This is a genomic window from uncultured Lactobacillus sp. (genome assembly GCF_947367125.1).
Taxonomy (GTDB): domain Bacteria; phylum Bacillota; class Bacilli; order Lactobacillales; family Lactobacillaceae; genus Lactobacillus.
Window position 1 is genome coordinate 1 of the sequence record NZ_CANBCQ010000038.1, and the last position, 22,844, is coordinate 22,844.

The following is a 22,844-nucleotide window of genomic DNA, read 5'->3' on the forward strand; positions in this document are numbered from 1 at the left end:
TTTTTGTCAATTGCTACACCATCACGAAGCATTTTCAGCAAATAGGCAAACGGATCATTAATCATGTTCCATTGCATTTTCATGTCAAACTTGCTGACAACGGCATTTAGGGTGTCAATGTTAATTCGATAAAGCAAGCTTCTTAGTTGCTTAATTTCGTCATAGGTTGGATTAGTAGCCTTTTGCTTCATCTTGTCATTCATTCTTGCAATTTGGAAAAATTGTTTATAAATTTGTTCACGTTCTGGGTCTTCTTCTCTTCTTCGTCCAGAAGAAGAATTACTATCTGTATTACTATTAGATGTATTACTAGATGTATTACTAGTTACACATTTTTTAAATACCCCTTTAGTATTCTTAATACCCCTATTTAATTTTTTAACGGGGGTATTTAATTTATTAACTACCCTAATAACTCGTTGAGTAACATTATTGTTAGTCGTATAAGTAGCTTGGATGTATCCTTTTTCCTTTAAGTCTGTAATCAATTGGGACGCTCGCCCCGAGGTTACTCCAAGAAAATCCGCAAAATGTTTATTACTTGCAAAGCAACCATTTTCGCCGTCTAAACTATCGATTTCAGTAATTAGGACGACTTCCATAATCGTTAAATTTTCATCAAGCCAATACTCAGCGGGAATCCAAACGCCTTTGAACTTGCGATTGTTTTCGCTTGTTTTTCTTTTTTTAGCGGTCATGCTAATCACTTAGAATGTCATCAAATAAGCTTTGTTGCTTGTCACTCATTGAAGCGTCTTCTTTTTTATCAGAAAATGGATCTTTTTTAGGTTTATCTACTTTAGGCTTATCTACAATGTCCTTGATTACCTCGTCTTCTGATTTAGGTTTCTTTATCTTTTTGACCGCTTCTTTAACCTGCCGGTCTTTTTCTTTTCGGCGGTCAATCGCTTTTTGCTTGGTTTTATCTAAATGATGGTTAAGCTCGTAATCACCAAGCAACTGTCTTATATAGTCGCCTGTTGCCTTATCATGCTTACCCTTAATCCAGTTTTTAGCCTTAATTGAGTGATTATTAACGTAATCCTCAAAAATTATTTTGATAGCATTTTCATCAACTACTTGTGATTGATTCATTTTCTGGGCTTGCGCATCGTCGTCATCTTCGCTTGCAATCCCAAATGCGGCTGAAAGTGAATACCTTTTTCCATAACTGATCAGGCTTGCTGTTGCTTGTGCGTTACCAACGTTAACATTTTTGAACCAAACTTTATTGGTTCGTATGCTGTAACCTGTTGTCGCATCAACGATTACGGTTTCAATAGTTACGCCTTCGGCACCGTTGTCAATATCGAAGTAGTAAGTCAACACTGGCTTACCATCTTGCTTAGTAGCTTTAATAGCGTCCATAATTGACTTATCAACATCAGCTAAATCAGCATATTTGTAAGTGTAGTGATAAGGCTTGCCGTTTTGAGTGGTTCCTCGAACTTCAACTTCGTGTGTCTTTTTTGGCTGCACAATAGCCATCTTGACCATTGCTAAATGCATAGCCCATGAAGCTTTATCTTTTCGATTCTGCTGTTCATTCGTATAAGTAAGAATTTTTAGTTTTGGTTCATTGCCCGTTTTCTTATACTTTTTGATGTCAAAATTCTTAATTAATTCTTGATTTGGCTCAATAAAATCACTAAACCCTTGTTCTTTTGTAGTCATTATTTAATTCTCCTCGCTTTAATTCCCCAGTCTTTTAAGAAGCTGTTCAATTGATCGACTTGGTACTTAGTAACGTTTTGAAATTCGAGACTGAAAGTATAAGTCTTGTCCTTAACTTCGCCTGTTTGAGGGTCAATCGCCTTATCGCCATGCTTAACTAGGTCAGCTTGCTCTTGCTTTTTTGTTTCTTTTTGCTTTTTAGCAATTTCAATCAGTTCATCTTTTTCTGCTTGCATGTCGTTGAGAATTTCATCAAGTGGGACTTCTCTTTGCAGTTGCTCGAAGTAATGGGCAAACGGGATGCCCAATTCATTGGCTTTGTTAACGATGATTCGCTTGTTTGTCTCAAGCTGTTGCTTGTTCCTGTGTAAGATTTCAACTTGCTCATATACTTCAGCTTCAAATCTAGGGTTGCTGTAAGTTTTGTTATCCCAGCTAGCATTGTATTTAATCTTACTAGGATCAACGTCAGCATCTTCACACGCTTTTTTAATAAACTTGACATGCTGTTCATGCTTGTCTTGCCGCAACTTGTCGTCATACTGTTTAAGCTGTGAATCAATATTCTTGTTTGTTTCATCAATGATTGCAATTAAATCATCAATTTGTGCTTTAAACATCTTTGCAGGCCGCTGAATACCACTAGTAATCGCAATTCTTTGAGAATTGATTGTTCTTTTAAGCAGATTAAGGTTCTTTCTAACCTCTTTTGAAGATTTGATGTTTTGTGGTGTTACTGTCCAATGTGCAAATTCATCATGAACCTTGATGATGTTCTCTTTCATTTCTCCGTACTTTGGAAAAATGATCTCTGCAGGCTTATAACTTACTGGATATTCAATACCATTAAATTGGATTAATTCATTATTCTCAGCCATTATAAACGTCCTCCAAGTAGTCCCCATTAAAGTCATCGCGAACGATTTCTTTCAATGAATCTTCACTGTAGTCATTCCAATCCATCAAAAAATCAGCCATCGAAAACGCCTTGGCGCCTAGTCCATAGCCCAGCATTTTGGCAAATTCGTTTAGATTGTCTTTATAGTCGCGTTTAAGTTTGTAAGTGAAGAAATCCATTGCGGTTTTATAAGCATTATCAAAGTCATCAACATACTTAGTAATTAATGCTTGTTCATCACCATCCCAAAACAAGATGGCATTTGGTTCTTCATCAGCTAAGTCATGCAAGCTTTCGCTATTGTAAATATACTTAGCTTCTTTAATTTGACTTGAATTTAATTGTTCCATTGCGGTATAATCTCCTTAATCAACATATCAAAACGCTTGTTAAGTCGGTCGACTTGACCTGCAACTATTTTTAATATTTCAGTTTCAAGCTCTTTGCTGTGCTAGCAGTAAAGGGCTTTTTGCTTTGTCAAGCCAAGTGCCCGCTTAATTTCCTTAGTTAATTCAGAAAAGCACCCGTGAGTAGTGCTGATAGCATTACTATTAGCAAGAACACTGTATTGGTCTGGTCTAAGCTGTAAGGCTGATCCACCTGATACAATTTGTTGATTATTTCGTTCCATAATTTCATTAGTCCTCCTTGCTCTCTAAGCCTAATAATCGATCAGGAGTTACGCATAGTACTTGTGCTAGTTCGTAAACCATTCTCTTATCGGGCATTAAGATGCCACGCTCGTAACGTCCAATGGTTGTGTCACTTACATAAACTTCTCTACCTAAACGCTCTTGTGTGTAGTGCTTGTTTTTTCTAAACCTTTTAAGTCGTTTGCCAAACTTTTCAACATCATTCATTGTTTTCACCTACTTTCTAAGCTTCTTTACGGCACGTACTGCCAATGCTGTTAAAAAGATCATCAAAACCAGTAACAGTGAAATGATTTGGTCGGGGTGCGTTGTACCGTAAATGCAAACCTGTTCAACGATTGCAAATGGTAAAAATAGAATTGCTAAGAATTCTAGAAACTTGCCAAATGCTTTAGTCATATGACTTAAAACGTGATCTAACTTAGTTCTGCCGTACTCTCTTTCGTATTCTTTGCTCATTTTGCTTTCTCCCTTTGAACTTGCTTACCGTTTTCAATGCAATAATCAATTACTGACCTACGAACCGCATTAACTAGTTCTGTTGTCTTTTCCGACTTCTCACGGTTTTCAAAGAACCTAACCATCACTTCACTTAGCAAGTCTTGCAGACCTTTATAACCTGGTTCAAAAGCTACTAGTGAACCGTTATCTAGCCAGAGATAAAATCTATAATCTTCATCGCTGGTAATGTTGAATTGATCCGGTTTGTCGTCAAACACGCCAAATTCTTTGACGATTTCGTAAACCTTTTTATTTGTAATTACTGTCATTTAAATCGCCTTTTCTAAATACCTTCGCTTGGATTCCTCCGCAAACTGATCTAAGTCTTCACGCAAGTAATACTTGTTTCCTTCATCGCCAAATGGAAATGTTGGGTCAAGCTTTCCTAACCTAACAGCTTTATCAAGTGTTCCACCGCTAAAGCCTAAATACTTAGCAGCTTCTTTGCGGTTGAACATTTTTTGATCAATCACATTGCCGCGCTTTTTCAACTCTTCTCTTACTACCTCACGAACAATCTTTTTAATCATTCTTTGAAGTAGTTCTAAGTTAAGAAGTTCCATTATTTTGCCACCTTCTTTTTATTAGTTACTAATTTTTTGTAACTTTTATCTAAAAAAATTTCAGGTGAAATTTCTAATGCACTGCTCACAGCAAAAGCAAAGTCAACGGTAAACTTGCCATGTCCATTTAAGTAGTAGCTTAGATTTGTCGGTGTAATACCCATCTTCTTAGCTAAGTACTTGCTTTTAATGCCATGATTAGCAAGATATTCTTTCAAAATCTCTGACGAATTTGGCTTAGTAAATTGTGTCATTTCTTCACCTCCTACTTTTTAAAAGCTACAAGTTATTTGTAACTCCTTACATGTTTTATAATACTACAAATATTTAAAATTACAACACTTTTCTACAAGTTTTTAATAGAAAAGTACTATTTTTTTGTATTTAACTTATAATTAGATTTATAAATACAAGAAAATAGGAGGTTGTAAAATGACTGAATTTAGTGACAAGTTAAAGTACGAAAGAGAGCGGCGCGGCTGGAGCAAAACTAAACTTGCTAAATACGTTGGCGTTGGATTATCTACTTATGCCAATTGGGAGTATGGCATAGCAGAACCAGACATCGCTACTATTAAAAAGATTTGCCAAGCCTTAGATATTTCTTCCGATATTCTTTTGGATTTAAGTATTAGTTCATCAAATGCAACTGAAAAAGATGACTTGGACGACATGATAGATGATGCAAGGTTCTTTGACGGCAAGCAAATGGACGAACACGACAAAGAATTGGTTAGAAGCATATTGAAAAGGATTTATAACGAAAAATAAGGTGCGTCGTTATGGATACCAAAGTTAAGAAACTACTCAAAGAGTTAAACATTAGATTAGAGTTTGCTCCCTTGCACTGCCCTGGCTTGTTTGTCCCTGGCAAAGACGACAAGCCTAATGTGATGATCGTTAACTCAAAATTTAGCGATGAAAAAGCCGAAAATGTGATTTTACATGAATTAGGACATGCTTTAAATGACAAGAACATACAAGGAAACTATAAAAATGATGATTGTGTTCATACTCAAAGCGAGCATGGAGCTAACGTTTTCTGGATTCATGAAAAAATCAAACAATATTTTGCACTAGGAAATGATTTAGACAGTGTTAATTGGTTAAGCATTGCTAAGGCTCTTGGTACAACTGATTATTTTCAAGTGCAAGAAGAAATACATAAGTACGCACTACTCGAGGAATGACTATGCAAGAAAACATTATACTTTTGATAATTGGGCTGGGCTTAATTCCAGCCATGTTTTGGATTGATAAAATTAACGCAAACTCAACTTTAGCAAAAGAACATCCTGAAAAAATAAAAAAGCCATGGCACAAGCGATGGTGGATTTACTTAATTGCAATTGTTTTAGTAGTTGGTAGCATTGCTGACTTAACTAATCCTAATACGTATAGAGCTAAGCCTAGCAGCCCTAAAACCCACCGCCTAGCCAGTGATAAAGAAATGCGAAAGGAATACAAGCGCACTGTTGAAGACCGTGAAAACGCAGAAAGCCAAAATTTGCCAGGTCAAAAGCTTAATAAAAATTTAGCTACTAAAGGTGAGAACTTTTGGACAGCAAAAAATGATAAGAAAGTTCATATTTTTGCTTATGATGGCGAAGTTACTGCTATTAAGTATATGGTTAAGCCTGATTATGAAAATGCTGTAAGCTGTCAATCAATTATTGAAAAGCTATTGCAAGATAGAAGTTTGAAGTATGGCAATGACAAGCAAAGCAGTGATGATGCGTTACTACGGAATGATGAAACGTACAATCTTTATTCACCAGCACATAAAAAGTGGTATTGGGTAAGCTTCAATCCAGCCGAGAAAGATTGGGTATCAACTTTTTCACTTTACTCTGGTAGAAATGAAGATGCCCAATAAACGCAAAAATACCCGCCCACTCTATCGAGCGGACGGGTTAATTTGTACATTTTAAAAGAACGTTAGTTTAGAAAGGACTAGAACAATGCCTAGAAAAAAAGACCCTGAAATTTACGATTACAAATTAAAATCAGGTAAAACCAAATACGGTTTCAAAACCTACATCGGTATCAATCCAGAAACTGGTAAAGCTATTAAGCCTACTAGACAAGGCTTTGACAGTTATAAGGAAGCTGAGCAAGCCAAAATTAAGTTAAAAGCTGAAGGGGCTAAGAAGGTTGCAGATAACCGTAAAGCTGAATTAAGCAGAAAAACGGTTCAAGAAGTTTATGATGTTTGGTTTTCTATCAAAAAAAATAGCGTTAGGGGCTCAACCTTATATAACATCAAATGCTGTTGGGAAAAACACATCGAGCCTGAATTTGGTGACACATATATAACTAATATTGACATCACGCATTTACAAAAATTTGTTGATAGCTTAGCTAAAAAGTATATTGGTTTTAAATCTAAAATTAATGTATTGCACAGACTTATTAAGTATGCAATTTTGCGCGGCTGGTGTGAAGATGATCCATTTAATAAAATTGTTGTTCCTGCTAAATCATCCAAAAAAAGTGACCGCCCAAAGAAAAATTATTACGATTTAGATGAATTAAAAGAATTTTTAAATGCCGCCAAGAAACATAATTATAGTTACTATGCTTTCTTTGTAACTTTGGGAAATTTAGGGTTAAGGCGCGGTGAAGCATTAGCTTTAAAATGGAAAAATATTGATTTTGATAAACAAATTGTACATATAGATCACACGGTAGCTCACGATTTGCAAAATAAAAAAGTAATCAATGAGCCTAAAACATATTCTGGAAAAAGAGAATTAACTTTATCAAAGAAATTGAGTTACGTTTTAAAAGAATACAGAAAAAAGCAGTCATTTTTTAACGGAGACAATGATTATATTTTCCACACAAAAAACGGTAGCTTTTTTAATTCGCCAGCAGTGTCGGAATGGATGAAGAGCATTTATCACTTCAACCCCAATTTAAGAAAGATAACCGCTCACGGCTTCCGTCATAGTCTAGCTACACTACTTTATGAAGGCAGTGACAAAATAACCCCTAAGGATGTACAATACATTTTAGGACATGCTAGAGTAACAACAGCACTAAATATTTACACGCATATTACTCAAAAGCAAAAAAGCAACATTAAAAATGCGGTCAATAACTTAAATATTGAATAAAAAATACTTTTTTACGTATTTTTTACGTAGAAAGTATTTTTTTGAAAGATTAAAAGAATAGGTTCGTTGCCTGTATCCTTGATATAAAGCTAAATAGCGTTAATGAGACTTATACTTTTGTAAAATTACTGCAATCTATGACCAAATTTTGAAGACAAAAAACGCACTTGATTTTGCACAAGTGCTAAGAAATAATTTTATTCAATATCTTCAGGATCAGAAGCAGAATGATAAGTAATACTAAAGCCTGCTTGGAACTCTTTTCCTGGTTCTAAATGATTCATACCATATTTGTGCTCTAATTCACCATCAGCATCTTCGCGATCGGCAATCCCCCACCAAGGTTCAATACATACATAATTGGCAGTCTTAGGATACTGTGACCAAATGCCTACATAAGGTGCATTTCTAGTCCAAACATTAATATGAAACTTACTTTGATCAGTTCTTAAAGATACTTTATTATCATGTCCATGTAATTCATAAATTAAAGCATCATCTTTAAATAGATTATCACTTAAACCGATAAAACTATCAGTAGAAGCCAGTGAACGATTATTCCAATCAAGATATGCACCTTTCAATGGAATCTGAACCCGCGCTATTGATGGATGCATATCAAAGTAATAATCTTCTTTCTTTTCACCATTATTTACCGGCAAATTAAAACCTGGATGTCCGCCTACACCAAAAATCATCGTTTCGTCAGATTTATTAACTACGCTAAAATTTTCTTCCAATAAATTATTCATCAAATTATAGTTAACTCTAAATTCAAATTTAAATGGGTAAACTTTGCGAGTCTCTTCATTATCCTTCAATAAAAAAGTGATACTTTCTTGTGTATGATTTTCCACTTCAAATTTGTAGTCTCGAGCAAAACCATGTTGACTCATGTGGTAAGTTTTTCCATGATACTTATATTCATCGTTCTTGAGGCGACCTACAATTGGAAAAAGTACAGGAGCATGCCTTCCCCAAACTTCAGGATCAGCTTGCCACATATATTCTTCACCAGTATGGCGACCTTTTACGCTTTGAACTTCAGCACCATGATCAGAGATCACTACCTCGATCATATTATTCTTGATTGTGTAATCCATAACTAATTTTTCCTCTACATATCAAACAATATAAAAATCATAATGTAATCGCTTAATTACTTATATTTTAACATTAATACACTAATAAATCAGAATAAAATAAAAATAAAAAGGCATCCAAATCTTAATTTGGATACCTTTTTAGTGATTTTTTGATCAATTAAAGAATAAACTTGGTTAAGTCCTTATTCATAATAATATCGCCCAACTTATCCTCTACATAGGCTTCAGTAACTGTAATTTCACCCATTTCCATATCAGGACCTTCATAAAGAACATCTTCTAAAAGCTTTTCCAAAATAGTTGAAAGACGACGAGCACCAATATTATCAGTTCCTTGGTTAACATCAAAAGCAATTTCAGCAATTTTATCAACTGCTTCTTGAGTAAAGACTAATTTAATTCCATCAGCCTTCATTAAGGCAATATATTGCTTAAGCAACGAATTTTGTGGATCCTTTAAAATCTTTACAAAGTCATCCTTAGTCAATGCATTAAGTTCAACTCGAATTGGAAAACGTCCTTGAAGTTCTGGAATCAAATCGCTAGGTTTACTTTCAGCGAAAGCCCCTGCAGCAATAAACAAAATATGATCGGTCGAAACTGGACCGTATTTTGTATTAACAGTTGATCCTTCAACGATTGGCAAAATGTCTCTTTGAACACCTTCACGAGAAACTTCACCAGAATTACGTTTATTACCAGCAATAATCTTATCAATTTCATCAATAAAGATGATCCCGTTATTCTGACTTCTTTCAATTGCATGCTGATAAATAGCATCATAATCAACTAACTTACGTGATTCTTCTTGAATTAGGACCTCACGCGCATCTTTAACTGATAAAGTACGCTTAACCTTCTTCTTAGGCATTAAATCTGTGAGCATTGAACCCATATCCATGCCCATTTGGCCCATCATATCACTCATTGGATTTGCTTTAGGAGCTTGTTCTACTTCAATAGTAACTTCATGATCTTCTAGCAAACCTTTAGCTAATTTTTCAGCTACATCCATCCGTTTATTACGAACATCATCAGAAACATCATCTTCATGATCTTCCTCACGATTATTTTCTCCCATCAGCATGGACATCATATCTTGCATTTGTTGCATTTGATTTTCACGACGTTCATGTTTTTCTGCTGGAGCCAATAAACGAACTAATTCCTTATTAGCTTCTTTAGTTGCTTGAGTTTTAACACGGGCAAACTGGTCTTTTTCTTCCATGCGAACAGCTTCAGAAACCAAGTCACGTACCATTGACTCAACATCGCGTCCAACATAACCTACTTCAGTAAACTTTGTTGCTTCTACTTTAACAAAAGGTGCCTCAACAATATCAGCTAAACGACGAGCAATTTCAGTCTTACCAACACCAGTTGGACCAGCCATTAACAAGTTCTTAGGTGTAACCTCGCGTTGCATTTCTTTAGATAATTGCATTCTACGGTAACGGTTATAAAGTGCAATCGCTACTGATTTTTTGGCCTCATCTTGACCAATAATGTATTCATTTAAAATTCTAACTATTTCTTTTGGGGTTTTAATAGCCATTTTCTTTACTCCCTAAATTTCATCGGTAACAATTTGATCATCAGTAAAGACATCAATTCCTGAAGCAATTTTAACAGCTTCGTGTGCAATTTCGTCGGCCTTCATTTCTTTAGCATGACGTGTCATAGCAATAGCTGCTGCTTGAGCGAAATTACCGCCTGAACCAATTGCAACAACATTTTCGTCAGGTTCGAGTACTTCACCGTTTCCTGAAATCAAAAGTAAATCCTTATCATCAAAGGCAATTAACATTGCATTCAACTTTTGTAAAGTTGGATCCTTTCTCCATGCTTGGGCCATTTCGACTGCAGCACGACGAAGATCACCTGAATAGCTTTCAAGCTTGCCTTCAAGCATATCTTGAAGACTAACAGCATCAGCCACGCCACCAGCAAAGCCAATTACTACACGGTCATGATAAATCCGACGAATCTTACGTGCGGTTGCCTTAGCAATCACTTTTTCACCTAATGTTACTTGACCATCACCGGCGATTGCTGTCTTACCATTAAATCTTACTGAACAAATCGTTGTCATTGTAAACCTCAACTTTCTTTATTACGAGGAAAATATTTTTGATAATCTGATTTTAAGTGAGCCATCGTGACATGAGTATAAATCTGGGTAGCAGATAAACTACTATGCCCTAATAATTCCTGGACACTCCTTAAATCTGCTCCATTATTAAGCATTGCAGTTGCAAAACTATGACGCAGCTCATGTGGATGTACTTTACCACTAATTCCCGCTTGATTAAAAGTTTTTTGCATTACCATCTCAATTCCACGACTAGTAATGCCTTTTCCTTGATTATTTAAGAATACATGTTGCTCATCGTTATCTTTTTGCAATAATGGACGAGCATTGTCTAAATAATCAATTAAAGCCTTCTTTGTCTCATCGTCAAAGGCGACATATCGATCTTTGTTTCCTTTACCATGAACTAAAATCGTCTTTAAATCAAAATCAATTTGCTTTAAGGTTAAATCACTAACCTCGCTTACTCGCATCCCCGTTGCATAAAACAATTTAAACATAGCTAAATTCCTTATTGTTAACGGTTTATTTCCTTTCAATGATTCAAAAACTTGTTTTAATTCAGATTGGTAAAAAAACTGTGGCAATTTTTTTTCACCTCGGCGCAAAGTAATTGCCTGAGTGGGATCAATTGCTACAATTTTCCGCCGAGTTAAGAAGCGATAAAAGGAATGCAAACTGGACATTTTACGTAATTGACTGCTTCGTGCTAGTTTACGTTCTGCCAAATATTGCAAATAAATTTGAATATCACGTTCTTTTATTTTAGTCCAGCCTGGAAAGCCATCATTTTCACGCCAGAATTTTTCGGCTTCAGCTAAATCTGTTTGATAAGCTAATACCGTTTTAGGACTGTAATGCCGTTCATTTTTTAAATAGGACAAAAACTGATCTAATTCATTTTGCTTTTGAGACATTAATCTAAAACTTCCGTTTTAAATTTATCTAAACTTGCAAGACCACGTTCACTAATCTTCTCATGCCGCTCACGCTTCTTACGAATCTTTTTACCTTCTAGTGCAGGTAAAAGTGCAAAACTAGCATTCATTGGTTGGAAATGCTTAGCACTAGTTGTAGTTACATAATTAGCCATTGAACCTAAAGCAGTATCCTTAGGGAAACTAATTGTCTCCTCCCCTAAGGCTTCACGCGATGCATTAATACCAGCAACTAATCCACTTCCAGCACTTTCTACATATCCTTCTACCCCAGTCATTTGACCAGCAAAAAACAAACCTGGACGCTTTTTAGCTTCATATGATGCTGTTAAAACGTCTGGTGAAGCCATATAAGTATTGCGATGCATCTTGCCATAACGAACAAAGCGGGCATTCTCCAGCCCTGGAATCATTGAAAATACTCGTTTTTGTTCACCAAATTTTAAGTGAGTTTGGAATCCAACAATATTATACATGGATGCTGCCGCATTATCTTGTCGTAATTGTACAACTGCATAAGGAGTTTCACCAGTATGCGGATCCTCTAAACCAACTGGTTTAAGTGGCCCAAATAACATTGTCTTAGCACCCCGTGCTGCCATTACTTCAATTGGCATACATCCTTCAAAAACATCGTTATTTTCAAAGCCATGCAGTTGAGCTGTTTCTGCATTAATTAATTCATGACTAAACTTTTCATATTGTTCCTTAGTCATTGGACAATTCAAGTAAGCAGCTTCACCACGATCATAACGTGATTTCTTATAAACAATATCCATATCAATTGAATCAGCTGCTACAATTGGAGCTGCTGCATCAAAGAAATGTAAGCTATCAGTTCCAGAAAATTCTTGAATCTGTTCCGCTAAAGCATCACTGGTTAACGGACCAGTGGCAATAATTGTAATCCCGTCTTTGGGAACTTCAGTAATTTCTTCTTCATGAACAGTTACATTATCTAACCCACGCAAAGTGTCAGTTACATATTTACTAAATCTATCACGATCAACAGCTAATGCTCCACCAGCAGGTACCTGAGTTTTATCAGCAGCCTTCATAATTAACGAATCTAAATGCCGCATTTCTTCCTTTAAAAGACCTACCGCATTAGACAACTGATTTGATCTCATTGAATTAGTACAGACCAGCTCTGCAAATTCACCAGTCTCATGAGCTGGTGTTTCTTTTTTAGGTCGCATTTCATAAAGATCTACGTGAATTCCACGCTTAGCTAGTTGCCATGTAGCTTCACTACCAGCAAGTCCTGCACCAATTACAGTTACGTTTTCTGGCATTTCTTCACCTACAATTTCTATTTTTAATTACTTTTTTCATTTTCATTATCTTCACGATAATCGCCATTTGGACAAAGGATAACAGGGCCCTTCTTTGAATGTTTTTCCACCAAAAAATGACCATCATTAGGACACTTTCTGCCAACCGGCTTATCCCAGGATACAAAATCACATTCTGGATAGCGTGAGCAACCATAGAACTTGCGATTTCTACGTGACTTCTTTTCTACTACTTGTCCCTTACCACACTTAGGGCAAATCACACCAATTTCTTTAACAATTGGCTTGGTGTTACGACAATCTGGGAAACGTGAACAAGCATAGAACTTGCCATAGCGTCCCATTTTAATGACCATCGGTGCACCACAAATATCACAATTGAAGCCAGCAGGTTCATCCTTGATTTGAACCTTTTCAATTTCACTGTCTGCTTTGTTCAATTCTTTCTTAAATGGTTGGTAGTATTCATCAACAACATGAACCCAATCCTTTTTACCATCTTCAACTTCATCTAGCTCACTTTCAAGACGAGCAGTATAGTCAACATCCGTAATATCTGGGAAGAAGCTCTCAATTAAACCATCAACGATTTCGCCCAACTCAGTTGGTACAATTGAGCGGCCATCAAGTTTAACATAATAGCGTCGCTGAATCGTATCAATCGTTGGTGCATAAGTTGAAGGACGACCAACACCGTTTTCTTCCAAAGCATGTACTAAGGAAGCTTCAGTATAACGTGCCGGTGGCAAAGTAAAGTGTTGCTTATTATCAGATTTAGTTAACTTGACCTTATCGCCTTCTTCAAGATCAGGTAAATCGATACTCTTTTCTTGTTGATTGTCATAAACCTTAGTAAAACCAGCAAATTTCAACTTAGAGCCAGTAGTTCTAAAAATCACACCATTCTGCGCAATATCTGCCCGAACTGTATCATAAACAGCTGGCGTCATTTCACTAGCTAAAAAGCGTGACCAGATTAGCTTATATAAACGATATTGCTCTGTAGTTAAAACACTCTTTAATGATTCAGGTGTACGATAAACAGATGTTGGACGAATCGCTTCATGGGCATCCTGCGCATCTTCTTGATTCTTAAAGTGGCGTTGACTTTTAGCTGCAAATTCTGCTCCGTATTTTTCATGCAAAAACTTAGAAGCTTCTTGTTGAGCAACTGGTGATGTTCTCTTGGAATCAGTTCTCATGTAAGTAATTAAACCTACTGTACCTTGCTTACCTAAAGAGATTCCTTCATATAGTTGTTGTGCGATACTCATTGTTCTACGAGTACGATAGCCTAAACGCTTGTTAGCTTCTTGTTGCATTGTTGAAGTAGTAAACGGAGCTGCTGGTTGACGGCGACGTTGGCGAGCAACAACTTTTTCAACTTCAAAATTCTTCTTTTTATCTATTTTTGCTAAAACTTCTTTAACCGCATCAATATTAGGTAATTCTTTCTTTTTACCATCAATGCCATAAAAAGCAGACTTAAAAGTTTCTTTTCCTTTAGCAAATTTTGCATCAATTGACCAATATTCTTTAGGTTTAAAGTTCTTTATTTCTTTTTCACGATCAATCACTAACTTTAAGGCAACTGATTGCACACGTCCTGCTGACAAACCTTTTTTAACTTTAGCCCAAAGAATTGGCGAAAGCGAGTAACCAACTATTCGATCAAGGACACGTCGTGCCTGCTGAGCGTCAACTGTGTCCATATCAATCGTTCGTGGATGCTTAAAACTTTCTTTAACCGCATCTTTAGTAACTTCATTAAAAGTTACGCGGTTTTTAGCTTTTTCATCAAGATTTAAAGCATGAGCCACATGCCAAGCAATAGCTTCTCCTTCACGATCGGGGTCAGATGCCAAATATACGTCTTTAGCCTTTTTGGCCTCACTCTTTAACTCTTTAATGGTATCGCCTTTGCCACGAATAGAAATATACTTTGGCTTATAATCATCTTCAAAGTCAATTCCCATTTGTGACTTAGGCAAATCACGGATATGCCCTTTTGAAGCAATCACATGATAATTTCTTCCTAAATATTTTTCAATCGTCTTAGCCTTTGCAGGGGATTCCACAATGACTAATATCTTTTTTCGCTTTTTAGTTGTTTTACTTTTTGCTTTAGTAGGCATTAGATGCCTCCTTAATTTATTATTTTATGGGTACAGTCCAAAAATAACCAATAGTTTCTAAATTGTCAAATCTTTATCTTGTTAAATTTAAAATCAACGATTGGTGTAGCTCCTGCTTCGATTAATTGATTAGGTCCTGCGGATAAAGCATTAGTAATTGGTCCTGGAACTGCATAAATGTCACGATTTTCTTGTAGGGCTAAGCTAGTGGTAATTAATGAACCAGATTTTTCCTTAGCTTCAGTAACAATTACACCTTGGCTCAATCCCGCCAAGATACGGTTACGTTCTGGAAATCTATACGGACGTGGTGGTGTATCAGGTAAATATTCACTTACTAATAAACCCTTTTGAATAATTTCTTCTTGCAGAGCAAAATTTTGCACTGGATATGAAAAATTTAATCCGTTTCCAATAACAGCAATCGTTTTTCCTTGGTTAAATAGAGCAGCTTTATGGGCTAGAGCGTCAACTCCCTTAGCCAAACCACTTGCTACAACCTGGCCTGCTTGAACTATATTAGGTACCAAACGATTGATTACGTCTTGACTATACTTAGTTGGATAACGAGAGCCAACAATTGTAATAATTTCTTTTTGCAGTAAAGAAATATCGCCTCGAGTAAATAGTACTAATGGCGGACGATAAATTTGTCGTAATTTTTCGGGGTAAGCTTCATCAAAAAAGCTAATTACGTTACATTGTTGAGATATTTGTTGGACTAAGCGATCTAAATTTTCATCTTGAAAAGCGCGGTAACATGCTTCATTTAGTTCATCAGTTAATTCAACTTGCTCTAGCTCTTCAAATTCAATTTCCGTTTCATCAGTCAACTGATTGGCAATTGTTAGTAATTTTACATAGCCTATTCCTTTTTGCAATTTTAATTTTAGTAGAAATTCTGTTTTTTTCATAAAAAAGCCTCCACTATTTATTACGCAAAAAGTAGCCATTATTTTTTATAAATTGAAATTTATTTAAAAAAATCACTAACTGGAGCAAAAGTCTTACGATGAATCGGAGTTGGACCATATTTTTTCAATGCATCGATGTGATCTTTAGTACCGTAACCTGCATTATGGTGAAAACCATATTGAGGATACAGCTCACCATAGTTGTCCATTAATTTGTCTCGAAAAACCTTAGCTACAATTGAAGCCGCAGCAATTGAATTCGATTTAGCATCCCCTTTAATTAGTTTAACTTGTGGCAAATCGATTGGAACATCCATTGCGTCAACTAAAAGGGCATCTGGCTTAACATCAAGTTCCTGTACTGCTTGAGCCATTGCCTGTCGGTCAGCTTCATAAATATTAATCTGATCAATTATCGCAGTATTTTTAACTCCAATGCCTACACTAACAGCTTTAGCTAATATTTGGGGATACAGTTGTAACCTTTTTTCAGGACTTAATTTTTTAGAATCATTTACTTCTAATAAATCAAAATTCTGGTCAATCACTACCGCAGCCGTTACTACCGGGCCAGCTAGTGGTCCTCGCCCAACTTCATCTACTCCGGCTACCAATTGACCCTTTTGCCAAAACTTGCTTTCATAGCTAAAGCGGTGCATAAAATCTTCTTTTTTAGCTAATAATTTTGCCTGACGCTTGCGATAACTGGCCAATAGTTTTTGGACACCTGCTCTTGGATCAGCTTCTAAAGATTTAAGTTCTTCTTCAGTAATATCTTTTTTTAGCAGTTCTCTTATCTCTTTAATTGTCATGGTCTATCTAATGTAATCCTTCCAATCGCACCCTTGCGCAATTTTTGCAACATGAACAATGAGAAACGATCATAATCATCACGCATGCCATACTTCTCTGTCATTGTTAAGAGTAAATCAGGATCGACTAAATCCATAATTTGCTGCTCCGATAATTTAGAAAATTTAAGTAAATCTTTGCCATAAAATTTGCGTAAGTTTTCCAAAACAAATAATGCAACATCATCTGCATGAAAAACGCTATCTTTAATTGCGCCAAAAGCAGCTAGTTTATAGCCAACTTCTTGATCAGAAAATTTAGGCCATAAAATTCCCGGTGTATCAAGAACTTGAATATTAGCACTTGTTTTTAACCATCTCTGTCCTTTAGTAACCCCTGGTTTATTACCTACTTCTGCAACATTTCGACCAACTAAACGATTAATTACTGTTGACTTACCACAATTAGGAATACCTGCTAATGCAATCCTGATTGTGGGGTTTGATGCACCTCGTGCCTCTAACTTTTCTGTTTTAGCTGCCGCTGCTTTTTTTACTAAAGAAATTAATTTTTGCATATTAGTATTGTGCAATGAATCAAGTGCTAAGACATATTTGTTATCGCCACTTAATTCTGCTGCCCATTTTTTAGTTAAAACAGGATCAGCTAAATCAGCTTTGTTTAAAATGATAATATGTGGTTTATTACCTACTAATTCTTCAATCATGGGATTTCTTGAGGCTTGTGGAATTCGGGCATCAAGTACTTCCACCAAAACATCAATTAAACCCAATTTGTCCTCTAGTTGATTACGAGCCTTATTCATATGCCCTGGATACCATTGAATCGTTGCCATACTATCTCTCCTCTTTCTTTTTTAATAACATCTATCTTATTTCTTCATATTTAATAAAAAAGCCCAGGCAACTAGCAGGCTGGGACTTAATACATCATCTTATCTTCATACATTTGATAAGCACGATCAAAAATTGACATACTTGGCAAATAACTAGCATTTAATTCTAAATAATCTGACAATTCTTCATAATTTTGCTCTTGTTTAGGAAAAGTTAAGTCATGCTGTGCATTATTTGCAAATTGAGCTACTTCATCAGTTGAATCTGCATCTCTTTGTGTCATTAAATAGCGATAAAAACTCTCTCGATAAGCCATAATTACTCCACATGATATAAGATCGCATAAGCTCCATTACCAGCATGGGTTGCGATAATTGGACTAGTCTCTGCTACCAAAACATTAATTTCAGGATTAATTGCGCGAATTTTATCAGCCAATTCTGCCATTGGTTCTGGAGTATCAACATACGAAATGCCTACTTCTTTGATGCGATCTTTATTTTCTGCAATTTCTTTTAAAACACGTTCATCAAAGGCACGAGTAAATTTCTTTCCTCGCCCCTTCTTCGCTACTATCAAATTGCCATGGGGCATTTGAAGCACAATTCTAATATTAAGCATGGTAGCAATTCGACCGGAGAGAGCACCTAAACGTCCACCCTTAATCAAGTTCTTTAAATTAACTACCATCATTTCCAATTTCTGATTGGCTCTAATCTTTTCAACATGAGCAACAATCTTTGCCATGCTTTTACCAGCTTGAGCATCTTTAGCAGCTGCTAACACTTGAAAACCTTCTGCTCTGTCTGTTAATTCTGAATCAATAATAGTGATATTATCACTTTGACCAGCAATTTCCGCAGCTTGACGAGCTGCATCAATTGTTCCACTAAGAGCTTTAGCTAAAAAGATGCCAATTACTTGGCTACCATCAGCAGTCAATTTCTTTATCACATCAACAAATCGGCCAATTGGTGGCTGACTAGTCTTAGGCAGACCTTCAGCTTCATTCATTTTCTTAACAAAATCGCTTCTAGTAATATCAACACCGTCCACGTATGATTTACCATCGATGGTAATCGTCAACGGAACAACAGTAATATCATAGTTTTTAACTTCTTCTGGGGTTAATTGGACGGAAGAGTCCGTCATAACTTTTATCTTCGACAATGTATTTCGCCTTCAATTCTAATTTGTTTACTCAATTTATGATAAAATGTGAGCAACGCATATAATGTATTGTATCAAAAAAAGATTAGAAGAAAAAAGGATTGATTACACTTTATGAAAGCTATTAAGCTTTGGCAAGAGCCAGAACAACGATCTAAAAGATATTACCTTTTAGATAATATTTTTAGTGCTATTACACATGGAATTGGCTTTGGACTCGCGGTTGCCGGTCTAGTAGTCCTAATCGTACGGGCAGCTCATACAGGAAGTCCGATGCGAATTGTCACCTTTACCATTTACGGTTCATGCTTAGTATTACTTTATTTATTTTCAACACTATATCATAGTTTAGTATTTACCCGTGCAAAAAAATTGTTTCAAATTTTTGATCATTCTTCAATTTTTTTATTAATCGCGGGATCTTACACGCCCTATTCACTTGTAGCAATTGGTGGTGCTTGGGGATGGACTTTATTTGGACTAATTTGGGGATTAACCATTTTTGGCATTATTTACTACATTTTTAATCGTGGTAAACACGTCATTCTTGATACAATTCTCTACGTTGCAATGGGCTGGTTAGTCATTTTATCAGGTTCTTATTTATATGTTCGCTTAAGTCCCACCGGATTTTGGCTATTAGTCAGTGGTGGTATTGCTTATACTATTGGTGCCATTCTATTCAGCATACGTAATGTGCCGTTTATTCACACTATTTGGCACCTATTCGTTATGCTGGGGTCAATTTTAATGTATTTTTCTGTTTTAATTTATGTTTAAAAAAATGTAGCAGTGAAAAAACTGCTACATTTTTTCTTTTTATTCAATTGTACCTAAATACTTTTCAATTGCTTCTTGATTATTATCAATTTCACTTGAAACAACTAATTCACGAATTCGGTTCAAAGTTTTGCCCAACTTAGCCCCAGGTTGCATCCCATGCTCAATTAAAAATCTTCCATCAACAACTAATTCAGTTGCTTTTTTTATTGGTAAAGCCATATAACGATCAATCAATGCTTCTGAAGCAATAGGTTGTCCAATAATATGAGCAACATCAATTGTATTAATCAATGTTTTTTCTCCAGCTAAAAACAGTTCATAATCACTTGGTGCACGACTAGAAATTAAATCGAATAAGTTAATAATTCGTTCCACTTGTTCAGCCATCGCATTAGAATTCTTCCAGTCTCGCATAAACTGATGAATCTGTTCATTAGGGATTTTTAACAACAAAATAATCAACGACCACAAACTAGTTTCCATGGTAGGACTAAACTGTAATTGCGGGAAAATAGCCAGCTGGTCCTTTTTACCCGCAAAATCTGGTACATCTTCACTCAAATTTGTATCAAGAAAAATTTGAAATGCTTGGCGAGCATGGGGACCCAAGCCTAATTTAACAAACTCTTCACGAATTCGTTCAACAGAAATCTTTTTGAGTAATTCATGATTATCCTTAATTGCTTGTTGTGTTTTAGCTTCTAACTTAAACTCAAGCTGACTCATAAAGCGAACCGCACGCATCATTCGCAAAGCATCTTCATGAAATCTCTTCTCTGGATCACCAACAGCGCGAATAACATGATTTTTCAAATCATCAAGACCATTAAATAAGTCAACAATTTCTCCTCGTGTATTCATTGCTAATGCATTGATGGTAAAATCTCTTCGTTTTAAGTCTTCATCCAAATTTTGCACGAAAGTTACATGGTCAGGCCGACGGAAATCTTGGTACCCTGATTCTGTTCTAAAAGTAGTTATTTCATAACTTTCACCGCCATAAAGCACGGTTACTGTACCATGTTTAATTCCTGTATCAATTGATTTATTAAATAATTCCTTTACTTCTTCTGGATAAGCACTGGTAGTAATATCCACATCATGAACATGACGTTGCAGCAAAATATCACGTACAGATCCACCAACAAAATATGCTTCAAAACCTGCTTCCTCTAATGTTTGTAAAACAGGCATTGCTTTAATAAAAATCTCTGGTAAATTATCTATTTTCATCATTATTAAAATCCAATTCTTATTATCTTTATTATTACTTTTGCTATTCTCTTTGTTAAAATTAAAGAAAAGATATAAAGGAGGTAATCATTATGCGTAAAATTGGTAAAAACATCATAATTGATATCCTCATGATTGCACTAGGTTGTGCTATTTATGCACTGAGCCTAGACATAATTTCTGTCCCCAATAAATTAGCCGATGGGGGGCTAAGTGGGATTTCATTACTTCTGCGACACTTCTGGGGCATTAACATGGGATTATCAACCCTAGTACTGAATATTCCTTTAATTTTATTAGGATACCGCTTTATGGGAAAACGCCTTCTAGCCTATACGATTTGGGGAACGCTTAGTCTCTCCTTTTTCTTATGGTTTTGGCATTCAACATCTATTATAAAACAATTAGATTTAGAACACGACCTCTTCCTTTCAGCAATTTCTGCTGGGTTACTATCTGGGATTGGACTAGGATTAGTTTTTAGATATAATGGCACTTCAGGTGGGACTGATATTATCGCCCGTATTTGCCAAATTAAGTTCGGTATTTCTTCCGGCAAAATGCTTTTAATCTGTGATGCAATTGTGCTTTTTGCATCCCTTTCTTACTTAGATATTAAACATATGCTATATACTTTATTAGCTTCATTTGTTTTATCACGCGTAATGGATACCGTCCAGCAAGGTGCCTATACAGCACGCGGTTTATTAATTATTTCGGATAAATATGAGCAAATCGGTAAAATGATTGATCTAAAATTAGATCGTGGTTTCACTTATTTAAAAGCGCTAGGTGGCTACAAACAAGATGAAAAAAGAGTTATTTACGTTGTAGTTTCACCGCGAGAAATTGCTACAATTAAGGATTTAATTAAGCAAGAAGATCCTAATGCATTTGTTTCAATTATTGAAGTACATGAAGCGTTAGGTGAAGGATTCACTTATAAAAAGCCACATCACTTCTTCTAGCTCCTACTCTACCAAGGTTTTTCTGACTTAAAAATCATTTTATAAATCTGTAAGCAGGAAAAAAGCAGGAAAGTCTAAAAATAGGCAAACATTATTTTCATAGAAAGCAATTATATATGTGTGTCAAGCAAAACAAAAAAAGACCGCTCTGGGACAAGGATCCTAGGGCGGTCTTTACGATATTTGGAGTTTTTCAACTCCTTTTTATTCAATTACTTTTAAAAACTTTGCAGGTACCCATTGCTTGTCGGTGCCTAGCTTATAACATTTCATACCTTTAATCGACCTCACGTCGAAATATTTCCATCTCGTATTTGTCTTGATGTACTTACCAGTATAATGACCAGTACCATTCATCAACTGGATCATCCAGTTAGGATTATGGTTAATCACAGGCGCATATACTACACCAGTTTTCTTTTCTGGCTTAGGCTTTTCAATCGGCTTGATTGTCTTATGCTCAGTCATAGTTTCTTTGTGGAGGTCAATCAAACTAATGTTACCGTCCACACTAAGACCTTTCCAGTTATCACAAAATTGCCAGATTGCTACACCGTCCATAGATGGAAAATAGTTAAAATCTGGCTCAGCAGCATAATCAGTTGGATAAGATGCTATCCAGATACATGTGCCATACTTTTGGATGATCTTTTTAGTATCAATTGCGGTTCTAAGCAAGCTAGCACCACTATATAAGCCAACCTTATACCCTTCATACCTTCATAAAGGCAAGAATGGCCTTAGTACTTGCCACCTTACCTCCAGTAACGCAGTTGCCACTACCAGTTTCCCAATCAAGCCACAAATAGCGTTTCTTACTAATGTTTTCGGCTTTAGCACGATTTACGAAAAACTTTGCTTCAGCTTTAGCACGACTTACGCTATAACCGAAAGTCGCAAAGTGATAAGCGTGGACGTACATGTGATTAGCATGTAATGACTTAATTTGGTAATGAGCTTTAGGATTAATGTAACCTATACCTTCAGTCAGTTTGATAATGCCAAATTTTGCGCCAGCATTATGATAAGCAGTCATGCTAGTGCCTTGATATACAGCCGCATCAATCCCTAATTGTCTACTTGCCATCTGCAGTCACATCCTTAGTATCTGCTTGAACAGAACTCTCAGGTTTTGGCAATTGATCTACTGGTT

Annotated in this window: 30 protein-coding genes; 6 read left to right on the top strand and 24 right to left on the bottom strand. The window is 35.9% G+C overall.

Features of this window, described 5'->3' with window-relative positions:
• The 10 genes from Q0Y84_RS09960 to Q0Y84_RS10005 all read right to left on the bottom strand — a co-directional run.
• A partial coding sequence (locus tag Q0Y84_RS09960) for a helix-turn-helix domain-containing protein (RefSeq protein WP_297953187.1) occupies window positions 1–698 on the bottom strand: 698 nt, incomplete at its 3' end.
• A gap of 1 nt (window position 699) precedes the next feature.
• On the bottom strand, window positions 700–1,674 hold the full coding sequence (locus Q0Y84_RS09965; protein WP_297953188.1) for an ERF family protein: 975 nt from the start codon (window positions 1,672–1,674) through the stop codon (window positions 700–702).
• Window positions 1,674–2,552 (bottom strand): DUF1351 domain-containing protein, encoded by an 879-nt coding sequence (locus Q0Y84_RS09970; RefSeq protein ID WP_297953189.1) that lies wholly within the window; start codon window positions 2,550–2,552, stop codon window positions 1,674–1,676. Before Q0Y84_RS09970 ends, Q0Y84_RS09965 begins: the two co-directional genes overlap by 1 nt.
• Entirely contained in the window at window positions 2,545–2,922 is a 378-nt protein-coding gene (locus Q0Y84_RS09975) for a hypothetical protein (protein ID WP_297953190.1), read from the bottom strand. Before Q0Y84_RS09975 ends, Q0Y84_RS09970 begins: the two co-directional genes overlap by 8 nt.
• A 101-nt stretch (window positions 2,923–3,023) precedes the next feature.
• Window positions 3,024–3,203 (bottom strand): hypothetical protein, encoded by a 180-nt coding sequence (locus Q0Y84_RS09980; protein ID WP_297953191.1) that lies wholly within the window; start codon window positions 3,201–3,203, stop codon window positions 3,024–3,026.
• Between the two features lie 7 nt (window positions 3,204–3,210).
• A complete protein-coding gene (locus Q0Y84_RS09985) occupies window positions 3,211–3,432 on the bottom strand; it encodes a helix-turn-helix transcriptional regulator (RefSeq protein WP_297953192.1) in 222 nt (73 codons plus the stop codon).
• Window positions 3,433–3,441: 9 nt separating this feature from the next.
• Window positions 3,442–3,684, bottom strand: a complete 243-nt coding sequence (locus Q0Y84_RS09990) for a hypothetical protein (protein ID WP_297953193.1) — start codon at window positions 3,682–3,684, stop codon at window positions 3,442–3,444.
• Window positions 3,681–3,995, bottom strand: coding sequence for a hypothetical protein (locus Q0Y84_RS09995; protein ID WP_297953194.1), 315 nt, complete (start codon window positions 3,993–3,995; stop codon window positions 3,681–3,683). Before Q0Y84_RS09995 ends, Q0Y84_RS09990 begins: the two co-directional genes overlap by 4 nt.
• Entirely contained in the window at window positions 3,996–4,289 is a 294-nt protein-coding gene (locus tag Q0Y84_RS10000; protein ID WP_297953195.1) for a hypothetical protein, read from the bottom strand. It lies immediately after the preceding gene.
• Window positions 4,289–4,543: a helix-turn-helix transcriptional regulator gene (locus Q0Y84_RS10005; protein ID WP_297953196.1), complete on the bottom strand. Its 255-nt coding sequence runs from the start codon at window positions 4,541–4,543 to the stop codon at window positions 4,289–4,291. The genes Q0Y84_RS10000 and Q0Y84_RS10005 overlap by 1 nt, the downstream gene beginning before the upstream one ends.
• Before the next feature lie 178 nt (window positions 4,544–4,721).
• On the opposite strand from Q0Y84_RS10005, the gene Q0Y84_RS10010 reads away from it, so the two are divergent.
• From Q0Y84_RS10010 to Q0Y84_RS10025, 4 genes are all read left to right on the top strand, one after another.
• Entirely contained in the window at window positions 4,722–5,060 is a 339-nt protein-coding gene (locus Q0Y84_RS10010) for a helix-turn-helix transcriptional regulator (RefSeq protein WP_297953197.1), read from the top strand.
• 11 nt (window positions 5,061–5,071) lie between these two features.
• A complete protein-coding gene (locus tag Q0Y84_RS10015) occupies window positions 5,072–5,479 on the top strand; it encodes an ImmA/IrrE family metallo-endopeptidase (RefSeq protein WP_297953198.1) in 408 nt (135 codons plus the stop codon).
• A gap of 2 nt (window positions 5,480–5,481) precedes the next feature.
• Window positions 5,482–6,165 (top strand): hypothetical protein, encoded by a 684-nt coding sequence (locus tag Q0Y84_RS10020; protein ID WP_297953199.1) that lies wholly within the window; start codon window positions 5,482–5,484, stop codon window positions 6,163–6,165.
• Window positions 6,166–6,250: 85 nt separating this feature from the next.
• The gene (locus tag Q0Y84_RS10025) at window positions 6,251–7,408 is read left to right on the top strand and encodes a site-specific integrase (RefSeq protein WP_297953200.1); all 1,158 of its coding nucleotides are present in this window, start codon (window positions 6,251–6,253) and stop codon (window positions 7,406–7,408) included.
• A gap of 197 nt (window positions 7,409–7,605) precedes the next feature.
• Here Q0Y84_RS10025 and Q0Y84_RS10030 read toward each other — a convergent pair whose 3' ends face one another.
• The 11 genes from Q0Y84_RS10030 to Q0Y84_RS10080 form a co-directional block, all read right to left on the bottom strand.
• On the bottom strand, window positions 7,606–8,511 hold the full coding sequence (locus tag Q0Y84_RS10030) for an aldose 1-epimerase family protein (RefSeq protein ID WP_297953201.1): 906 nt from the start codon (window positions 8,509–8,511) through the stop codon (window positions 7,606–7,608).
• 160 nt (window positions 8,512–8,671) lie between these two features.
• The gene (gene hslU / locus Q0Y84_RS10035) at window positions 8,672–10,069 is read right to left on the bottom strand and encodes an ATP-dependent protease ATPase subunit HslU (RefSeq protein WP_297953202.1); all 1,398 of its coding nucleotides are present in this window, start codon (window positions 10,067–10,069) and stop codon (window positions 8,672–8,674) included.
• A gap of 12 nt (window positions 10,070–10,081) precedes the next feature.
• Window positions 10,082–10,606, bottom strand: a complete 525-nt coding sequence (hslV, locus tag Q0Y84_RS10040) for an HslVU peptidase proteolytic subunit (RefSeq protein WP_297953204.1) — start codon at window positions 10,604–10,606, stop codon at window positions 10,082–10,084.
• 8 nt (window positions 10,607–10,614) lie between these two features.
• Window positions 10,615–11,523: a tyrosine recombinase XerC gene (xerC, locus tag Q0Y84_RS10045; protein WP_297953206.1), complete on the bottom strand. Its 909-nt coding sequence runs from the start codon at window positions 11,521–11,523 to the stop codon at window positions 10,615–10,617.
• On the bottom strand, window positions 11,523–12,839 hold the full coding sequence (gene trmFO / locus Q0Y84_RS10050) for a methylenetetrahydrofolate--tRNA-(uracil(54)-C(5))-methyltransferase (FADH(2)-oxidizing) TrmFO (protein ID WP_297953208.1): 1,317 nt from the start codon (window positions 12,837–12,839) through the stop codon (window positions 11,523–11,525). Before trmFO ends, xerC begins: the two co-directional genes overlap by 1 nt.
• Window positions 12,840–12,862: 23 nt before the next feature.
• Window positions 12,863–14,974: a type I DNA topoisomerase gene (gene topA / locus Q0Y84_RS10055; protein WP_297953210.1), complete on the bottom strand. Its 2,112-nt coding sequence runs from the start codon at window positions 14,972–14,974 to the stop codon at window positions 12,863–12,865.
• Window positions 14,975–15,039: 65 nt separating this feature from the next.
• Window positions 15,040–15,888 carry a DNA-processing protein DprA gene (dprA, locus tag Q0Y84_RS10060; RefSeq protein ID WP_297953212.1) on the bottom strand — a complete coding sequence of 283 codons (849 nt, stop codon included), beginning with the start codon at window positions 15,886–15,888 and terminating at the stop codon, window positions 15,040–15,042.
• A gap of 59 nt (window positions 15,889–15,947) precedes the next feature.
• Entirely contained in the window at window positions 15,948–16,700 is a 753-nt protein-coding gene (locus Q0Y84_RS10065; protein ID WP_297953214.1) for a ribonuclease HII, read from the bottom strand.
• Window positions 16,697–17,536, bottom strand: a complete 840-nt coding sequence (gene ylqF / locus Q0Y84_RS10070) for a ribosome biogenesis GTPase YlqF (protein WP_297953216.1) — start codon at window positions 17,534–17,536, stop codon at window positions 16,697–16,699. The genes Q0Y84_RS10065 and ylqF overlap by 4 nt, the downstream gene beginning before the upstream one ends.
• A gap of 86 nt (window positions 17,537–17,622) precedes the next feature.
• Window positions 17,623–17,853 (bottom strand): YozE family protein, encoded by a 231-nt coding sequence (locus Q0Y84_RS10075; protein ID WP_297953218.1) that lies wholly within the window; start codon window positions 17,851–17,853, stop codon window positions 17,623–17,625.
• Between the two features lie 2 nt (window positions 17,854–17,855).
• Window positions 17,856–18,707, bottom strand: coding sequence for a DegV family protein (locus tag Q0Y84_RS10080; protein ID WP_297953220.1), 852 nt, complete (start codon window positions 18,705–18,707; stop codon window positions 17,856–17,858).
• 114 nt (window positions 18,708–18,821) lie between these two features.
• Between Q0Y84_RS10080 and Q0Y84_RS10085 the strand changes: the two genes are divergently transcribed.
• Complete coding sequence (locus Q0Y84_RS10085) at window positions 18,822–19,487, top strand: hemolysin III family protein (RefSeq protein WP_297953222.1); 666 nt, start codon at window positions 18,822–18,824, stop codon at window positions 19,485–19,487.
• 39 nt (window positions 19,488–19,526) lie between these two features.
• On the opposite strand, the gene Q0Y84_RS10090 is transcribed toward Q0Y84_RS10085, so the two are convergent.
• Window positions 19,527–20,726: a CCA tRNA nucleotidyltransferase gene (locus Q0Y84_RS10090; protein WP_297953224.1), complete on the bottom strand. Its 1,200-nt coding sequence runs from the start codon at window positions 20,724–20,726 to the stop codon at window positions 19,527–19,529.
• Between the two features lie 89 nt (window positions 20,727–20,815).
• Between Q0Y84_RS10090 and Q0Y84_RS10095 the strand changes: the two genes are divergently transcribed.
• Window positions 20,816–21,691 carry a YitT family protein gene (locus Q0Y84_RS10095; protein WP_297953226.1) on the top strand — a complete coding sequence of 292 codons (876 nt, stop codon included), beginning with the start codon at window positions 20,816–20,818 and terminating at the stop codon, window positions 21,689–21,691.
• Between the two features lie 204 nt (window positions 21,692–21,895).
• Here the strand turns inward: Q0Y84_RS10095 and Q0Y84_RS12335 are convergent, their stop codons facing one another.
• Both Q0Y84_RS12335 and Q0Y84_RS12340 read right to left on the bottom strand, forming a co-directional pair.
• Window positions 21,896–22,369: a hypothetical protein gene (locus Q0Y84_RS12335; protein ID WP_366791812.1), complete on the bottom strand. Its 474-nt coding sequence runs from the start codon at window positions 22,367–22,369 to the stop codon at window positions 21,896–21,898.
• Window positions 22,370–22,403: 34 nt separating this feature from the next.
• Window positions 22,404–22,778, bottom strand: coding sequence for a GH25 family lysozyme (locus Q0Y84_RS12340; protein ID WP_366791814.1), 375 nt, complete (start codon window positions 22,776–22,778; stop codon window positions 22,404–22,406).
• Window positions 22,779–22,844: the final 66 nt, after the last annotated feature.

Coding starts and splice junctions, on each gene's coding strand:
- Q0Y84_RS10005 (WP_297953196.1), bottom strand. CDS start 4,543: ATGACACAATTTACTAAGCCAAATTCGTCAGAGATTTTGAAAGAATAT.
- Q0Y84_RS10085 (WP_297953222.1), top strand. CDS start 18,822: ATGAAAGCTATTAAGCTTTGGCAAGAGCCAGAACAACGATCTAAAAGA.
- Q0Y84_RS10095 (WP_297953226.1), top strand. CDS start 20,816: ATGCGTAAAATTGGTAAAAACATCATAATTGATATCCTCATGATTGCA.
- Q0Y84_RS10020 (WP_297953199.1), top strand. CDS start 5,482: ATGCAAGAAAACATTATACTTTTGATAATTGGGCTGGGCTTAATTCCA.
- hslV (WP_297953204.1), bottom strand. CDS start 10,606: ATGACAACGATTTGTTCAGTAAGATTTAATGGTAAGACAGCAATCGCC.
- dprA (WP_297953212.1), bottom strand. CDS start 15,888: ATGAAAAAAACAGAATTTCTACTAAAATTAAAATTGCAAAAAGGAATA.
- hslU (WP_297953202.1), bottom strand. CDS start 10,069: ATGGCTATTAAAACCCCAAAAGAAATAGTTAGAATTTTAAATGAATAC.
- Q0Y84_RS09985 (WP_297953192.1), bottom strand. CDS start 3,432: ATGAATGATGTTGAAAAGTTTGGCAAACGACTTAAAAGGTTTAGAAAA.
- Q0Y84_RS09980 (WP_297953191.1), bottom strand. CDS start 3,203: ATGGAACGAAATAATCAACAAATTGTATCAGGTGGATCAGCCTTACAG.
- Q0Y84_RS10010 (WP_297953197.1), top strand. CDS start 4,722: ATGACTGAATTTAGTGACAAGTTAAAGTACGAAAGAGAGCGGCGCGGC.
- Q0Y84_RS09965 (WP_297953188.1), bottom strand. CDS start 1,674: ATGACTACAAAAGAACAAGGGTTTAGTGATTTTATTGAGCCAAATCAA.
- Q0Y84_RS09990 (WP_297953193.1), bottom strand. CDS start 3,684: ATGAGCAAAGAATACGAAAGAGAGTACGGCAGAACTAAGTTAGATCAC.
- xerC (WP_297953206.1), bottom strand. CDS start 11,523: ATGTCTCAAAAGCAAAATGAATTAGATCAGTTTTTGTCCTATTTAAAA.
- Q0Y84_RS10000 (WP_297953195.1), bottom strand. CDS start 4,289: ATGGAACTTCTTAACTTAGAACTACTTCAAAGAATGATTAAAAAGATT.
- Q0Y84_RS10075 (WP_297953218.1), bottom strand. CDS start 17,853: ATGGCTTATCGAGAGAGTTTTTATCGCTATTTAATGACACAAAGAGAT.
- Q0Y84_RS10090 (WP_297953224.1), bottom strand. CDS start 20,726: ATGATGAAAATAGATAATTTACCAGAGATTTTTATTAAAGCAATGCCT.
- Q0Y84_RS10015 (WP_297953198.1), top strand. CDS start 5,072: ATGGATACCAAAGTTAAGAAACTACTCAAAGAGTTAAACATTAGATTA.
- trmFO (WP_297953208.1), bottom strand. CDS start 12,839: ATGCCAGAAAACGTAACTGTAATTGGTGCAGGACTTGCTGGTAGTGAA.
- ylqF (WP_297953216.1), bottom strand. CDS start 17,536: ATGGCAACGATTCAATGGTATCCAGGGCATATGAATAAGGCTCGTAAT.
- Q0Y84_RS10065 (WP_297953214.1), bottom strand. CDS start 16,700: ATGACAATTAAAGAGATAAGAGAACTGCTAAAAAAAGATATTACTGAA.
- Q0Y84_RS10030 (WP_297953201.1), bottom strand. CDS start 8,511: ATGGATTACACAATCAAGAATAATATGATCGAGGTAGTGATCTCTGAT.
- Q0Y84_RS09970 (WP_297953189.1), bottom strand. CDS start 2,552: ATGGCTGAGAATAATGAATTAATCCAATTTAATGGTATTGAATATCCA.
- Q0Y84_RS12340 (WP_366791814.1), bottom strand. CDS start 22,778: ATGGCAAGTAGACAATTAGGGATTGATGCGGCTGTATATCAAGGCACT.
- Q0Y84_RS09975 (WP_297953190.1), bottom strand. CDS start 2,922: ATGGAACAATTAAATTCAAGTCAAATTAAAGAAGCTAAGTATATTTAC.
- topA (WP_297953210.1), bottom strand. CDS start 14,974: ATGCCTACTAAAGCAAAAAGTAAAACAACTAAAAAGCGAAAAAAGATA.
- Q0Y84_RS09995 (WP_297953194.1), bottom strand. CDS start 3,995: ATGACAGTAATTACAAATAAAAAGGTTTACGAAATCGTCAAAGAATTT.
- Q0Y84_RS10025 (WP_297953200.1), top strand. CDS start 6,251: ATGCCTAGAAAAAAAGACCCTGAAATTTACGATTACAAATTAAAATCA.